This is a genomic window from Streptomyces sp. NPDC043876 (assembly GCF_056435825.1).
The window spans coordinates 33,347-48,474 of record NZ_JBWKDV010000022.1 but is presented as its reverse complement, the minus strand read 5'-3'; the positions used below and the strand labels follow the sequence as shown (position 1 = coordinate 48,474).

Here is a 15,128-nt window from a genome sequence, read left to right as displayed (position 1 = left end):
GGCGCGGACCGTGGTGGAGTCCACGCTGACCAGCGACAAGTCCGTCCTTCCCGCTCGGGCTGCCTCGGCGATCAGGCCTTCCAGCAGGGCGGTGAACACACCGGCGTCCCGCCAGACGCGGAAGCGTCCGTAGACGGTGGCCCAGGGGCCGAACTCGGCAGGCATCTCCCGCCACTGACCACTGGACCGGAACCGCCAGATCACACCCTCGAACTGCTCTCGCAGCCGCTCCGGGTACGGCCCGTACCTGCCGATCGGCAGGTACGGCTCGATGAACTTCCACTGGGCATGGCTGAGTTGCCTGCGCGTCACCATCACAGTCCTACCGGATCCCACCCCTCCAAGAGGGCAAAACCCAACAGCTGATCACGACAGCACACAAGCCCTAGTCCTCGGAGACGGTTCGGGCTGCGGCGAGGAGCCTCTGCGCCGTCCGTTGGCCGACCGGGTAGCGCTCGGCGATCTCGGCGGTGGTCACCTGTTCCAGGAGGAGAAGGGCGGAGACCTCCATGACGCGGGGGTCGTGCCGGTGGCGTGGGGCTCGGTTGCGGGGATCGCCGGGCTGTCGGCCAAGGTTGTGGTGACGCTGGTCCGGGGAGTCGCGGCGGGCGGTGATGCTGCGGCGTGTCCACCACGTTCGGCCATGGTGCTCGGTGCCTGCGGGGAGGTAGCCGGTGGTGGCGTACGCGCGGACGGTGGTGGCGTCGATGCCGAGAGCGGCCCCGGCTTCCTTGTCGCTGAGAAGGTCGTCGGGGTGGACCGTGTCGCGGGCCGCTCGCGGGGGTGGGTGCGCCCTTGATGTAGGCGGTGGCCTGAGCGGCGTCGTAGAGGCGCAGCCTCTCACGGGCGTTGAGGACGGGGACGCTGGCGCGGAAGTCGGCGCCGTGGCGGCGCCGCCAGCTGCACACGGGCAGGCCGCTCGCGGTGGCGATGTCATCCTCGGTCATGGTGCTGCGTCCCTGGGGATCATCCGTGGCTCCTTCGGTGGGGCGGGTCCAGCGTGCCGTATGCGGGACCCGGCGAGTGCTGATGGTTCGGGGCTGATGGGCACGACTCGTCTTGCCGTGCGAGGTACGGCCGTCGGCGTCACGACGGGCTTGAGCGGAGGCACCGCGGCGGTGCGCACCGGGAGGCGGCCAGCGGACCAGGCGTCGCCTGGCGGACCGGCCCGGCTGCGGCGTGCGCCAGAGTCGGGCCCCCGGTCTGCCGTCGCGCTCCCCCGCTCTGCGCGGTCCGGAGCGGGCGACCACCGGGGTGCACACGGTGGATGGCCGGCGGACCGGGTGTCGCTGGGCCCCCTCAGCCTGGTGGCGGCGTGCGCGGCCACGGTCGGGCCCCTGGTCTGCCGTCGCATCGCGCCTCCGGTTTGAGGCACAGCGTTGCCCGGACGGGGCGGGGGCCTCGGCCGGGCAGGGAGGTCAGGAGCGGCTGTCGCCGTGCGCCACCGCTGACCACGTCCTCGGCCGGGCCCGGGGCGGTGAGGCCACATCGGTGTCTGTCCGCCCACATGCCGACGAGGGTGATTGTGGCAGCACCGGGAGGCGGCCAGCGGAGCAGGAAAGAGGTCATTCCCTCCGGCGGATTCGGGCTTCTTGCCCGCGCGCGGCGATCAGCGGTCCCAGGAGCAGTGTTCCCGGCCCTGTGTGTCCGCCAGGGCCGGGTAGTTGCGTGGTGTCGGCCACTGTGAGCGGATCACGGCATGTTTCGCAGGTCACGACCGGGATGGTGAGGTGTCCGCAGGTGTCGTGGCGGATGCGGGCGGGCGGACCCGTGGGCGCCGCGTACCACTTGTCGCCCCAGGCCATCAGCGTCAGCAGGACGGGGTAGAGCTCACGGCCCTTCTCCGTGGCCACGTACTCCTCCCGCGGCGGGCTCGCCTGGTACCGCTCGCGCGAGAGCACGCCTTCCTCGACCAGCCGAGCCAGTCGCGCCGCGAGAACCTTGCGGGAGATGCCGAGGTCCTCCGCGAGCTCGTCGAAGCGCCTGATGCCGACGAGGACGTCTCGCATGATCAGGGCTGTCCAGGCGTCGCCGAACAGGTCGGTCGCGCGGGCGATCGAGCACGCGACGGAGGAGAGGGAGGTACGGGCCACGCGCTCACCGTAGCGCCCGCGCATTCCCTAAGGGAACTCGTCAATGTTAAGTTTCCTGAGGGAACTTGACCGGATTGACGAGGGAGTCCGCCATGACCATCGCCCCGCACATCGCACTCGACTCGGACGCCCCCGGTGCCGTCGACGGTCGCCACATCCGCGCCTTGACCTTCCAGTCGGTACGCATGGATTACCTGCGCCGCGTGATCGATGAGTCGGACCTCGCGCCGGAGACCGGCCGTGCGCTCGTCATGGGCAGCGGGCGCGGCCTCCTGGCCCGCGGCCTCGCCGGACTCGGGTTCGAGGTGGTCGCCGCCGACCCGTCCCCAGCCGCGACCACCCTCGCCCGGAACGCGGATGACGGGCGCGGCGTCACCTACCTGACGACCCCGGCGGAGCACCTCGACCTGGCGGAGACCTCCTTCGACCTCGTGTACTGCGCCGACACCCTCGAAGTCACCGATCGGCCCGGCACGGTCCTCGCGGAGGCCGCACGCCTGCTGCGCCCCGGAGGAGCCTTCGTCTACGACACGGTGAACCGCACGCTCGTGTCCCGTCTCATCTATCTCGGAGCCTTCCAGACCCTCCCGGCCACGCGGATCATGCCCCGTGGCCGCTACGCCGCACAGCGGCTGCGCCGTCCGGCGGAACTAGCCGAGGCCCTCGACCGGGCAGGGCTGTCCGCGAAGGACGTCTCGGCTTTCAAGCCGCGCGACGTGCGCGACCTGGTGCGTGCGACGCGCGGGCGCAAGCGCGGCACGGTGACGGACGGTCAGCTGCCGCAACTGGTCGGCATGGTCATCGAATCGGACGGCAATCCACTGGTGACGTACCTGGGGTACGGGATTCGCCGGGCGTGAGCCATGCAACGCGGCCTCGCGCTCAACTGCACCGCTTGGCGCAGGAGCGGCGGCAGCGGGGGTGGCTGCCGTCCGCTGCGTGGGCATCAGCTAATGTGCGCGCTGACCAGGGCGTAAGCGCGACGAGTTGTGGTGGGGAAGGACCGGTCGCACTTCCGTAGGTGCTGCGAGGTGTCTGACGGAGCCGGAACGGGCGGACTCTCAAGACCTCGCCCCCTTCTGCCCGCGAGTCGGTTGGGGCGAGGCCGCCAAAGCGCGCGCAGCCTCTTTCGTCCTGGCCCACACCCGGCGTGAACGTCGGGCGCAGACCGATGAGACGCGCCGTACGCAGGGAGGACCGCCGATGGAACTGCGGGACATCGAGATTTTCCTGACCCTGGCGGAGGAGCTGCACTTCGCCCGCACGGCCGCTCGACTGCAGGTATCTCAGGCACGGGTGAGCCAGGCCATCGCCCAGCAGGAGCGGCGGCTGGGAGGCGTGCTCTTCGACCGTGCGAACCGTCGGCAGGTGCGGTTGACGTCGCTGGGGGCCCAGCTGCGAGACGACCTGCGGCCGTTGTACGCAGGTATCTGCGGCAGCCTGGAGCGCGCCCGGATGACCGCCCGCGGGGTGGCGGGGGTACTGCGGGTCGGCATGCTGCCCTTCAACCTTGTCGAACTCCACCACTACTGGCGGACGTTCCGCACGCGGCATCCCCAGTGGGAACTGCAGATTCGCCGGGCCCCCTACGTCGACCCCTTCGCGTGCCTCCGTAACGGCACGCTGGACGTCATGGTCGGGTGGCTGCCCGTCGAGGAGCCGGACCTCACCGCCGGACCCGTGCTCTTCACCGACCCCCGACTGCTCGCCGTGTCCAAGGAAGACCCGCTGACCTCACGATCGTCGGTGACCTTGGAGACCCTGGCCGACCGCCCCCATGCGATGGCATCTCTGATGCCGGACTACTGGGAGGACCGGTACCTGCCGTTCCAGACACCACGAGGCCGAACGATCGAACGAAGCGAGAGCATCACCAACAGCGACGACCTGATCCATCTGGTAGGCACCGGCGAGATCGTTCACTCCTTCCCTGCCCACGTCACCCGGCACTGGGCGCTGACCCACATAGCCTGGCTGCCCATCCGGGACATGCTGCCACTGTCCTACGCCCTGCTGTGGCGTACCGAATCCGGAAACGAACCCGTCCATGCCCTCGCCGAAGTCGTAAGGGACCTCGGGCCGCAGGAATTCGGGTACCAGTGACAGAAGCGCCGGACAGTCGGAGCACGTCCGCTACCCCCCGATCGGCTTGACCGCGTGGAGGATGCGCATGCCCCGGGGGCCCGCCCCGGTCTGGCGGACCTGCAGGCCGGCGCGTCGGGCTTCGTCGCTCAGCCAGGCCGAGGCCAGCCGCAGCTTGGGGTAGCTGCCGACCTGGAGACGCCACTCGCCCCCCGAGCGGGTCTGGAGCAGGTCGTGGACCATGACCGTGTTGTCGTCGACGTACTCCAGGAAACAGGTGAGCAGCTGCTCCTCGGTGGAGCGTACGGAGAAGAACCGCTCAGCGCCGCGGAGCTCCTCAGTGAGATCGCGGAAGGTGACCACGATGTGCCCACCGGGGCGTAGGGCGTGCGTCACGCTCTCCAGGAGGGAGCGGACGTGGGCAGGGCTGGGCAGGTGGGTCAAGGTGTCGCCCATGCACACGACCGCGGCCGCGGTGCCCGATCCGGTTATGTGCGCAAGGGCATCCAGGAGGTCCGCGTGCACGGTGCGCACGGCCCCCGCGACGCCCGCGGTCCCGGCATGCCCGAGGAGTTCGTCGAGCAGGGCCCGGCTGAGGTCCACGGCGGTGACGGTGGAGAACCCCAGGTGTGCCAGAGCCAGCGTCTGCTGGCCGGGCCCGGACCCGAGGTCGATGGCCGCGTCCCCGTCCGCCTCAGGCCGTACTCCCAGGCTTCGAAGGAGTTCGGCCTGGTCATGGGCGAGGGCGTGGATGTCGCTGCCGAGCATCCAGGTGTAGTGCGCGGCGAGCAGCCGATCGTAGTGCTCAGAAGCGCTGGTCACGGGAATGGAGTCCTTTGGGTCGGCGGTCCGATGGCACACGTCGAGCGTGGCGACTCGGTGAAAGGAGTTACAGGGAGTCCAGGTTCACGGCATCGGCCATCGCCCGGTAGCCGGCGTCGTTGGGGTGCAGTCCGTCCCCGCTGGCGTAGGCGGGGAGCAGCCGCGCGGGGTTCAGAGGGTCGGCGAGGACGCGATCGAAGTCCACGACGGCTTCGTACGCGCCGCTGGTGCGGATCCACTGGTTGAGCGCGGCGCGGGTCTCGGTGGCGGTTCCGCTCTCCAGGCCCTTGCCGGGCGGCAGGGTCGCGCCGATGACGATGATCCCGCGGGCGCGGGCCGCGCGGATCAGCGCGCGATGGCCCTCGATCAACTCGCCGGCCGTCACCCGCCGGTTCGTGGTGGTGCAGGCGTTCGCGGCCATCTCACCCATCAGGATGTCGTTGGTTCCCTCCAGCACGATCACGGTGCCCACGCGGGACTGGTCGAGGACATCGTGCCGGAACCAGGTCGTGGCCTTCTCACCGAAGCAAGCGGAGTCGCTCAGCACTCGGTTGCCGCCGATGCCGGCGTTGAGGACCGGGCGCTGACGTCCCTCGGCGGACAGGCGGCGGGAGAGCTGGTCGGGGTAGCGGTTGTCGGCTCCCGGCGTCGAGGCTGCGCCGTCGGTGAGGGAGTCGCCGAAGGCGACGATCGCGTCCCGCCGGCCTCCCGCCGGCTTCGCGGAGACATCGACGCCGTCGAGGAAGTACCAGGACGAGCTTTCCTGGGTGAACGCGTCCGCGCCCACGTCTGCGCGGTGGTCGCCCTCGGCCCGGTACGCGGTCTCCATCGCCACGTTGTGGAAGCTGGCGGGCCCCGAAGGACCCTTGAAGAACAGGGTGATGCTGAGCCGGTCACCCGCCTTCACCGGAAGCCGGACCGGGTCACTGGCAGGCCGGTCCCCGGGACGGATCGAAGGGGCGGCGGATCCGTCGAAGGTCAGCGTGCGGACGCTCCCGGGCCGGACGGCGGCGCCCCCGTCGGATATGCCGACCGTGGCACCGGTCAGGCTCAGCGGGGTCGTTCCGAAGGAATGGGACAGGCGTACCCGCAGGTCGGATCCGTCCGTGCCCACTCTTACGGTCTGACGCACGGTTTGGTCGTGGAAGCCCGCCTCCGCCCAGGTCGGGTACCAGCTCTGGGAGGGACGTTGGACGGCCGTGCTCCAGCCGGCGATCCAGTGTGCTCGCGGGGAGGCGGCGGCCGTGTGCGCGGACGCCGGTGCAGCGATCAGGAGAGTGGCCAAACTGGCAGTGGCCAAGGGCAGTCGGAGGACGGCGCGCATCATGTGCTCCTCTTATGCGGTGGGTTGAGAGGGAAGGACGGGCTACGGCACGAGCGGGGCCGGCGGTTGGTGGCGCGGTTCAGGCAGCCGCACGCTCGGCGGGGCAACGGCCGTGTCCGGCGCCTCGTATCGGCGGCTCGGTCCGAGCCGTGCCGGGCGGCTGTCAGGCGGCCAGACCCAGGGCGAGGGTGGCCGCGACCGGAGCCAGGTAGAGGAGGGGGAAGGCGACGGTCTTGTACGAACGGGCCCTCAGCACGGTGATGACGGCGCCGAGGAAATAGAGGACCAGGCCCGTCCCGGCGAGGTACCCGACCACAGGTACGGCCAACCCGATCAGCAGGCCGGCCGCGCCGGCGAGCTTGGCCAGGGCGAGCGGTGTCCACCAAGATCTGGGCACCTCGTACTGGAGGAGCGGTTCGACGACGAATGGGGCTCTGCGCATCAGGGACAGGCCGGAGAAGCCGACCCAGACAGCGGTCAGAACGGTGACGACGACGGTGGTGGACATGTGGATGCTCCTGGGTTCGTTCGGGTGCGTGGCGAGCGGGCGTGCGTGCGAGGTCGATCGTCTGACCGGAGCGACTGCCGGCGGCTCCCAGGCTCACGCACGCCGGTCGTCCCGATCAAGATCGGATCGCTTATAGTCCCGATCACCTGCGGGTTATCTCGAACCGATCAGGAGGACCGAACGGGGGGCGTGACACGGTGGAGATGCGCGACATCGAGATCTTCCTGACTCTGACCGAGGAGCTGCATTTCGGGCGCACCGCGGTCCGGCTGCACGTGTCCCAGGCCCGGGTCAGCCAGGCCATCAAGGAGCAGGAACGCCGCATCGGCGGTGTGTTGTTCGATCGCTCCACCCGCCGTAACGTTCGCCTGACCCCCTTGGGGGAGCAGCTCCGTGATGACCTGCGGCCCGTCTATCGCGGTCTGCTCCACAGCCTGCAGAGAGCCAGGATGGCCGCCGGGGGCGTCACCGCTGTGCTGCGCGTCGGCATGGTGAACACCAATGGCCACGATCTGAAGCCGTTCTGGGCAGCCTTCCGCTCCCGGCACCCCCACTGTGAACTGCGGCTGCGCCACAGCGCCTCCCAGGACCCCTTCGGACCACTGCGCCGAGGGGATGTGGATGTGCTGATCGCCTGGCTGCCGGTGGACGAACCCGACCTCACCACCGGCCCCGTGCTGTTTTCCGAACCGCAGGTGCTCGGCGTCGGTGTACACCACCCCTTGGCCGGACGGGACTCCGCGTCGCTGGAGCACCTCGCCGACTTCGGGGTGTTGTCGCCGGCGGTGGACGTGCCCGCTTCCTGGGAGAACGCCTTCCAGCCGTTCTACACCCCGGCGGGCCGTAAGGTTCCCCGCCTGGAGGTGGTGGCGAGCTGGGAGGAGAACATCGCCGTCGTGGCCGACGGCGGAATCGTGACCCTCACAGGAGCACACGCCACTCGCTACAACGCCCGCCCCGACATCGTCTACCTGCCGTTCGATGAGGAACGTTCTCTGCGATGGGGCTTGGTGTGGCACACCGAGACGGAGAACGACCTCATCCGTGGTCTCGCACAGACGGTGCGCAGTTTGGGCACGGCGGCTATGTGAGTCCTGCCGCGTCCGGCCAGGCTACGCCGTAGGCCGTACGTCGCGGGTCCCAGTCGGATCGGTCCGTGGGCCGATTGACGCCGACCGGGGTCTGCGCCCGATCATTTGCTGCATCTGTTCGTCGAGTTCGGCACGGCTGAGAGGCAGACTGCACATGTGGGGCAAGTGGATCGGGTGCCGAGTGCCAATGACAGCGCGGGAGCAGTTCTCCGCAGCCCAGAGCGCCTGGTCGACGATCAGCGACCAGCCGGGCCTGGTCGGACAGGTGGGGGGCTGGGATACGGAGACCGGCCGTGCGCATGTGCTGGGGTTGTGGAGCGGTGCAGAGGCCTACCGGTGCTTCATGCGCGAGCGACACGATGCTGTGGTCGTCGACAACCGGCAAAGCGCCGTCTACACCGGGCTCGACGTCGCCACCGGGGAGATCGTCCTTGAAATGGAAGGGGACTCAGCCGACCTGTCCAGCGCTCTCGAATCAGCCGTTCTCCTGCGGGTCGCCGACTGCCGTCTGCTGCCAGGCCGCAAGAGGCGCTTCCTCGAAGCCCAGCGCGAGGTGTGGACGCCGGGTATGGCCGCGGCCGGCGGCATGCTCGCCGGGGTCGTCACGCGACTTGACACGGACCGCTACCTGGTCACGACCCTGTGGTCCGGCTCAACTGCCCACCAACGCTATGTCGTCGGGCATCTGCCGGCCCTGCGCTCCAGCGCCCTGCCCCAGAACGACATCCAGGCGATGACCGGCCACGTGCTGTCCCTCGAAGCGTCCTGGCGCGTCCTGCCCGATCGGCAACCCGCCGAGAAGGACAGACACATCACGGCCCTCCACCGGTGCCGCCAGCCGGCACGGCTGCGCGAAGAGCAGGTCGGCACACCATGAGTGGCGCGGCGGTGAAGGTGACGAGAACTGGCCGGAGCGGCTTCTCCTCTCACGCCGCCTGCGAGACCCGGATCACCGAGGCCGGCAACGATCACGGCCCGGAAGGTGGTCGTCTGTCCGCGAGCGCGCGCTGGCGCGCCTGGAGGTAGGCGGTCCAGTCGGTTGCGGCTCGGCGGCGCCAGTGCAGCGCGGTGATGACATGAAGGCCGAGGAGAGGGGCCAGGACCGCGGGCGGCATCTCCTCGGCGAGCTGGATTAGGGCGGTCGCGCGGGAGGCACGGATGGGAATGCCGTGTCCGGTCAGGGCTCGGGCGAGGGAGCTGGCGGAGCAGTGGGTGCCCGGCAGGCTGCCGGGAAAGAGCCAGGTGCCGGGCGTGTTGCCGCTCCAACCTTGCCTGGGCTGCTGGTCGATCAGTCGGGTGAGAAGGGTGGCGAGGCTCTGCAGGAGGCGGAGGGGGTGCTGTCGAGGCGGATGGTCTGGTGGCTGTCCTGGTGGTCGAGGTGCCCGGTGGTGAGGGTGATGATGTGGGTGAGGTGCTGGCCGAACAGCAGGAGCAGGGATCCAGCCGCCCGCACCTCCAGGGGGAGGTCCTCGTCGTGGAGGCACTGCTGTAGGAGGTCCCAGTGGGTGCCCTCGTCGATTCCCTCTGGTTCGGCCTTGCCCCGGTGAGGAACCAGTAGGTCGTCGCTGTGGCCGCGCCGAGCCGTCCAGACCAGGAAGTCCCGCACCGCGTATCGGGTGCTGGGCCGGCGGCGAGCCATCGTTCAATCTCCAGCTGGGTGGCCTCGGACAAGGTGAGGCCCAGCGAGGCGAGATGCTCGAGAAGGGCGACGGCCGTGTTGATGCGGGTGTACGCCCACCGTGCGCGCCCGTGCGTGCTGGCGGAGCGGGTGGCCCTGCGACGGGCCCGGGGCATCACCGACCAGCAAACATACGGGCCTCGGAGCATGGCGTACTTCGGATGCCGGGTGAGCGTGCGGGCGAGGTGGCCCTCGATGGCCGCGAGATGTTCGTCACGTGGAGGCAGGACGCCGAAGGCGACCAGGAGACCGCGGACGTAGTCCGTGCTCTGGGCGGGCACCACGTCCCGGTCCGGCCACGGTGTCGAGGTCGACATGGGTGAGGAGCCGGCCGCAGGCAGCGGTCTCGTGTAGAAGGCGCGCGGAGGCCGAGGTTCGCAGCCACGTCACGACGGTCCGCGGGTGCTCGGCGGCCATGAGGGCCTCTCGCAGGACTGCCAGCTGGGCAGCGGGGTCCGGCAGCAGGTCATGATGGAGGGCGTTGCGGTGTTGGTCGACCTGTTGAAATAGTAATGAGTTTCCAGATGCTTGTTACGCCGAGCGGGGGTGTAATGGAGTCTGTGGTCGGCACCGAAGCCGAGTGGCACAGGAACGCATCCGCTCCTTCGGCGAGAGGTGATTTCTGTGCCACGACCGGAGGTCTCCATGAACAAGAAATTCCCCAGCACAAAAACTCGCCGGAAGCTTCGTTGCCTATTCTCTGGAGGAATGGCAACCGCCGCTGTGGTCGCGGGCTCTGTCGGGTTGGCGCCGTCCGCACACGCAGGATACGGGCCGTACACCTGTGTATTCGGCCTCGTGTGGCGCGAAGCTTTCGTAGGCGACCTTGTCTGTGTCACCCCCCAGTGGCGCACCAAGACGTTGGGCGAAAATAGTGCTGGTCCCTCACGAGTGCAGCCGGGCGGCGGACCCTACGGCCCGGCCACCTGCAAGCAAGGTTACGTATGGCGTGAAACCAGGCCATCGGATCTCGTGTGTGTGCCACCGCTGAGCCGCACCCAGAACCGTCAGGCCAATGCGCATGCAGTCTCGGGGTATTCCCACCCCAATGAAATCCCGAGTCACGGATTCTCTGCGTATTGGAAAAATGGGGATAAACAACTGGTAGTCACTCCCCCGAATTCCTCCTTCTATAGCTGGGAACCGGCAAGGGGGTCAAATTACCCTGCAATCGGTTCCGGGACCGTCATCTTCAATGAGAGGTGGCTAACTCAGCGAAACTGCCAGAGGTCCGACTCGCGAACGATGTACGTGCTCGCTGTCGACGAAACAACGGGAGTCGTCAGTAATGCCGGTAGAGTGGCAGTTCCTCTCTGCCTCTACCCGTGAGTTCAGCGAGTGTCGACGTGCCTGGCAGCGGGCTCAAGTCTGACGCCATGTGCGAAAGGCGGGCGGCCCGAGTGGAGGGCAGCGGACAGTCCTCCGCAAAGCCGAAGAGCGCCGGGCGCTCGGCCTCGTCCGCCCCACGATCGCAGAGGACCCTCCCGGCTGTCCCGCGCACTGTCCCCGCCACCATCGCCTTGCCGGGGGTAAACCCTTACGTCTGCTCGCAGCTCGCCCGGTGGTGTGGGGGATCACGTCGTCGTCCGGGCATGAGCGGTCCCGACCACCTTGAACCACAACACCTAGCCGTCGCGTACAAGACGAAGATGCAGCCCTTCAAGACGAGTTCCCGCGCGGGTCGCAGGTCGTCCCCGGTGCCCACCGGTCCGGCCCCCTGGGCCGCGCAGCGCACCTGCGGAGTACCCGAAAGAGGGATGAGGACGGCGGCTACTGGCATTCGTCCGACTACGAGTCCTCCAAGGTCACCCTCAAAGCCGGTTCCATTCGTGCGGACCGTGCCGGCTGCGCCGCAGCCCGGGCCAGGATGACACGGACCCGCAGTGGGGTAGTTGGCCCTCCCCGCTGAAGGTGCCCCTTGCCGGCGGTCAGTGGAATCGCCCAGCGGCGGCCACTTGGCGGGGAGCTGTCTGGCCGCCGGTGGTCACTCTGCGTTCCCAGATGATTGATCGCTCTTGATCGGTGCCGGCAGCAGCCAGGGTCTGGCGCCGGTGGCACCGGGATGGGGATGTTGCACATGCCGTAGCGGCATGTGGTGGGGTCGGAGCACCACAGCACGAAAGGCTCTGTCTGCGATGTACCCCTCCCTCACGCCTCCCCGGCAGGTCAAGATCGGTGATGCCGCTGCGTTCGCCGGGATCACTCCACGCGCCATCCGCCACTACCACGAGATCGGTCTGCTGCCGGAGCCCGCGCGCGGCGGGGACGGCCGCCGCCGCTACGGCTATGACGACATGACCCGCCTGCTGTGGATCCGCAAGATGGCTGATGCCGGTATCAGCCTGGACGACATGCGGGCCGCCTTCGGCGAATCCCGGGACGAAGCTGGAGACGAAGCGCTGGACCAGGGCCCGGATATCGAGTCGGTCCTGAGCAGGCTGGAGGAAACCTTGGCGGCGCAGGAGGCCGCCATCAAACGTCGGCGCGCGGCTGTCCAGCGCCTGCAGGCAGTGGGCAGCCCGCTGGGGCTGCTCTCCGAACTGGTCACGGACCGGCTCAGCCACCTGCCCCCGGGCGCGTTGCGCCCCTCCGATCTGGACGCTCTGCTAGTCACGGAACGGATCTTCGGGCCACTGGGCGCCGCCATCCAGGCCAGCACGTTCATCGTGCTGGCCACCCACCCCGACCTGCGGACCGAGGAGGACCGTCTTGAGGCGGCCGAGGCCGCCCTCGACGACGGCGTCGAACCCGACGACCCGCGCGTCGACGAGCTCGCCGTACAGCGATGCGCTCACCAAATGGCCCTGAATCAGGCCATCGAGGCAGCTGGTCTCGACGCGGCCGAGGGGAAGATCTTCGAGATCTACGACGCCGACCTGAAAGGGGAGGAGGGCATAGAGATGAGTGCCGCAGCAGCGATCACCAAGATGCCTTACGAGTTCTCTCCTGCCCGGATGCGCTGCGTGGAACTCGCCGGACAGCTCTTCGGCGAGGCTCTTGCCGACACCGACACCGACTCCGCGGACAGCTGATCGCCTGTGCCTGGCACTGGCAGGCCCGACAACCGGTCGCGTTCATCCGCATGTGACTGATCGGGTCAGACGTCGAGCCCCGGCCGTAACCAAGAGTGACATCACAACTGGTCGTACGTGGGGATTCCGAACTGACCGCTGACAGTGCTCCTCACCGTCCCGTGGGTCGCCCGCCCTCGGGCGCACTGCGGGTGCTGGAGGCCGCTTCGCGGACCTTGGATGCCTTTGGCGACTGCGCCTGCGGCGGCGCATGAGAACGAAGGCGAGGAAGGCGGCTGTCACCGAGAGCAGCGGGGCCCTCTTGGACCCTGCGGCGTGCGCCGACTGAGCAGCCTTTGCACGGACGGGCGTCGGGGGTCTTGTCGGCTGCGAGGTGGCCGGGTGGCCCCGTACAGGCCCGGCAGGGCGGAGAGCTGCCAGGCAGGGCGGCCCCCGCCCCGGAAACTCGGGTTACCCAGGGCGGGGCGCGTCCATCACGCTCGTTCAACGACCGTAGGAAGAACCGGTTCCGCATACCAGAGAGGGCTCCCGTCAAGAAGTCTTGGTCACCGCTGTGTGGAGTTCCGCCACCCTCGCCGCCAGCCGCCGAACCCGCTCGTCCGCATCACCAGGCCCCACCGCCGCCCGGGGGACGGCAGCCGGCTTCGTACCCGAGGCACTGACGCCACGGCGTTCGCGGTCCCGCAGCACCCACCCCGCAGAGTCGCCCGGTTGGCCCAGGTCAGCGGCGATGCTCTTGTACGTCGCACCGGGTGTGGACTCGCACAGGGTCACAGCTTCGGCCTTGAATTGCTGCGGCCATGGCACCACGCCATACGGCCTCAGGAAGCTGCCCAGCACACGCGGCCGTCCTGCAGCCCGTCCTCCGAACGAATGAAAGCGACCCCCACCGACGCTACGGCCGGTGATCCACTCATGTCAGGGAGGAAACCGGCCGGGGCCGCTGCCGGGCCCGCCCCTTCCGGGCGGGCCCGGCTGCCTGGCGCCCGCGTCCCCGAAATCGCTATCGCGCTCGCGCCGCGCAGACCGGACACGGGCCGGCCGTCACCCCGGCGGCACCGTCCGATGTCATCGAACGCCGAGCGTGTGCATCGAACTCTGATGGACGTGAGTGATGGAGGCCGCAGTCAACGCCAGCCTCGGAGAAGGCATCAGCGGGCATCGACTCTGTCGAGCTCCCACCCGCCGGCGAATGGGCCCGTACCAGTCCCTGCCCCCACCGCTTCGGCGGTGGGGGCGTCCTGCTCTGTCTAGGGTCAGAGGGGCGGCTGGCCACTGCCGGTGAAGGAGACCTCCCCCCGCTTCCTACTGGGCCCGTCGCTGGTACTGATGGATCCCTCCTTACCGTCCGGCATTCGCAGGACGGCCCCGCGTGCATTCAACAGCTCCCCCTCCAGCCGGGGATCGTCGGCAGTGAGAGAGCCGAACCACGTCTTCGCCAGAGCGCCGTCGTCGAAGATGGAGATCCGGGCATGCACCGCCCGTTCGGCTCCGTCGATTACCAGTACCGCGTCGCTCTCGAATTGTCTCGGCATGCCGCCAGTGTGCACCCAAAGACCGGCGGCGAGCGCCACCCGCGATAGCCATCACGTAGCAACGGCCGCCAGTAGCATCATGCGCTCGCTGAGGAGGTGTTTGATGTGTCGCCGCCGTGGGCTCGCCACGGCCCCGCTATTCACATGTGCCGACAATTGCCGGAGTCGCCGGCACACAGTCGTCAGCGGGGCCCTCGCGCAGCTCCCTGATCGGGGTGTGGAGAGCGAGTCAAAAGCAGTGCCTCGGCGGCTGTCGCCCTACTCGTGTGGCAAACCTGGCCGGCATGGTCACAGGAGGCGGCCGGTCGGTGCCCCGCTGGGGTCGTCGGCCAGCCCTATCGTGACCTTCACTCGCTTACCCACGGGCTCGCGCCGCACCTCAAAACTGCGGCACACCGCCATCGCGATCTCCAGGCCGTGCTGCCCGACCCGGCTCGGATCAGCCGCGCTCACCGCGGGCAGCCGGGCACCGGTGTCCCACACGCTGATCTCCACGACACCGCCACCAACTTCAAGCTCCAGCAGACACGGCCCGGGCGCATATGTGTAGGCGTTGGTGACCAGCTCGCTGACCACCAGCTCCACCATGCTCATCGCCCGGTCCGACACCGGAAGCCCGTGAACGGCCTGCACATCAGCCATAAAACCGCGGGCAGCACGCCTGGCCCCAGCGATCGGTTCACTGCCGTCCAAGGTCATCGCCGACATGATCGGGCGGCTGAACAGCAGCTCACCCTCGTCGTGGGACACCACAGCAGCCATAGCGCCACCTTCATCCTGAGCAGACCACGCGGCTGCTTGCAGCCGGATACCCCGAAACGGCAGCCCTACACGAGAACACAAAACGAAAATCTGACCGTCCGGGTTGCCATGGAACAGCAGGAAGGCTTCTCCCTGGAGACAGCGGAACTGCACGCCATCCTTCAGGTTCTGCGAGGGCGGAGTTCGGCCCGGGAACGCCAT

Annotated in this window: 14 protein-coding genes; 5 read left to right on the top strand and 9 right to left on the bottom strand. The window is 68.7% G+C overall.

The window, feature by feature from the left end; translation table 11 throughout:
* The 3 genes from AC0693_RS37450 to AC0693_RS37440 all read right to left on the bottom strand — a co-directional run.
* Nucleotides 1-312 (bottom strand): transposase (locus AC0693_RS37450; protein WP_478804426.1); only part of this gene is annotated, 312 nt, incomplete at its 3' end.
* A gap of 73 nt (nucleotides 313-385) precedes the next feature.
* Nucleotides 386-511 carry a hypothetical protein gene (locus tag AC0693_RS37445; protein WP_478804423.1) on the bottom strand — a complete coding sequence of 42 codons (126 nt, stop codon included), beginning with the start codon at nucleotides 509-511 and terminating at the stop codon, nucleotides 386-388.
* Nucleotides 512-1,565: 1,054 nt separating this feature from the next.
* A complete protein-coding gene (locus tag AC0693_RS37440) occupies nucleotides 1,566-2,093 on the bottom strand; it encodes a winged helix-turn-helix transcriptional regulator (RefSeq protein ID WP_478804422.1) in 528 nt (175 codons plus the stop codon).
* Nucleotides 2,094-2,185: 92 nt separating this feature from the next.
* On the opposite strand from AC0693_RS37440, the gene AC0693_RS37435 reads away from it, so the two are divergent.
* Nucleotides 2,186-2,953, top strand: coding sequence for a methyltransferase domain-containing protein (locus tag AC0693_RS37435; RefSeq protein WP_468471956.1), 768 nt, complete (start codon nucleotides 2,186-2,188; stop codon nucleotides 2,951-2,953).
* Nucleotides 2,954-3,296: 343 nt separating this feature from the next.
* Nucleotides 3,297-4,196 carry a LysR family transcriptional regulator gene (locus AC0693_RS37430; protein ID WP_478741894.1) on the top strand — a complete coding sequence of 300 codons (900 nt, stop codon included), beginning with the start codon at nucleotides 3,297-3,299 and terminating at the stop codon, nucleotides 4,194-4,196.
* Nucleotides 4,197-4,226: 30 nt separating this feature from the next.
* Here the strand turns inward: AC0693_RS37430 and AC0693_RS37425 are convergent, their stop codons facing one another.
* The 3 genes from AC0693_RS37425 to AC0693_RS37415 form a co-directional block, all read right to left on the bottom strand.
* Complete coding sequence (locus AC0693_RS37425) at nucleotides 4,227-4,997, bottom strand: SAM-dependent methyltransferase (RefSeq protein ID WP_478741895.1); 771 nt, start codon at nucleotides 4,995-4,997, stop codon at nucleotides 4,227-4,229.
* A 67-nt stretch (nucleotides 4,998-5,064) separates the two neighbouring features.
* On the bottom strand, nucleotides 5,065-6,129 hold the full coding sequence (locus tag AC0693_RS37420) for an SGNH/GDSL hydrolase family protein (protein WP_478804421.1): 1,065 nt from the start codon (nucleotides 6,127-6,129) through the stop codon (nucleotides 5,065-5,067).
* Nucleotides 6,130-6,484: 355 nt separating this feature from the next.
* Nucleotides 6,485-6,829, bottom strand: a complete 345-nt coding sequence (locus AC0693_RS37415) for a DoxX family protein (RefSeq protein WP_468471948.1) — start codon at nucleotides 6,827-6,829, stop codon at nucleotides 6,485-6,487.
* 203 nt (nucleotides 6,830-7,032) lie between these two features.
* Here AC0693_RS37415 and AC0693_RS37410 point away from each other — a divergent pair, with 203 nt between their 5' ends.
* Both AC0693_RS37410 and AC0693_RS37405 read left to right on the top strand, forming a co-directional pair.
* Nucleotides 7,033-7,920: a LysR family transcriptional regulator gene (locus tag AC0693_RS37410; protein WP_469318630.1), complete on the top strand. Its 888-nt coding sequence runs from the start codon at nucleotides 7,033-7,035 to the stop codon at nucleotides 7,918-7,920.
* Nucleotides 7,811-8,797, top strand: a complete 987-nt coding sequence (locus AC0693_RS37405) for a DUF4937 domain-containing protein (protein WP_478804420.1) — start codon at nucleotides 7,811-7,813, stop codon at nucleotides 8,795-8,797. The genes AC0693_RS37410 and AC0693_RS37405 overlap by 110 nt, the downstream gene beginning before the upstream one ends.
* Nucleotides 8,798-9,208: 411 nt before the next feature.
* On the opposite strand, the gene AC0693_RS37400 is transcribed toward AC0693_RS37405, so the two are convergent.
* Nucleotides 9,209-9,559 (bottom strand): hypothetical protein, encoded by a 351-nt coding sequence (locus AC0693_RS37400; RefSeq protein ID WP_478804419.1) that lies wholly within the window; start codon nucleotides 9,557-9,559, stop codon nucleotides 9,209-9,211.
* Between the two features lie 2,174 nt (nucleotides 9,560-11,733).
* On the opposite strand from AC0693_RS37400, the gene AC0693_RS37395 reads away from it, so the two are divergent.
* Nucleotides 11,734-12,630: a MerR family transcriptional regulator gene (locus AC0693_RS37395; protein WP_478804418.1), complete on the top strand. Its 897-nt coding sequence runs from the start codon at nucleotides 11,734-11,736 to the stop codon at nucleotides 12,628-12,630.
* Nucleotides 12,631-13,886: 1,256 nt separating this feature from the next.
* On the opposite strand, the gene AC0693_RS37390 is transcribed toward AC0693_RS37395, so the two are convergent.
* On the bottom strand, nucleotides 13,887-14,165 hold the full coding sequence (locus AC0693_RS37390; RefSeq protein WP_469338971.1) for a hypothetical protein: 279 nt from the start codon (nucleotides 14,163-14,165) through the stop codon (nucleotides 13,887-13,889).
* Nucleotides 14,166-14,453: 288 nt separating this feature from the next.
* The gene (locus tag AC0693_RS37385; RefSeq protein WP_478804417.1) at nucleotides 14,454-15,128 is read right to left on the bottom strand and encodes an ATP-binding protein; all 675 of its coding nucleotides are present in this window, start codon (nucleotides 15,126-15,128) and stop codon (nucleotides 14,454-14,456) included.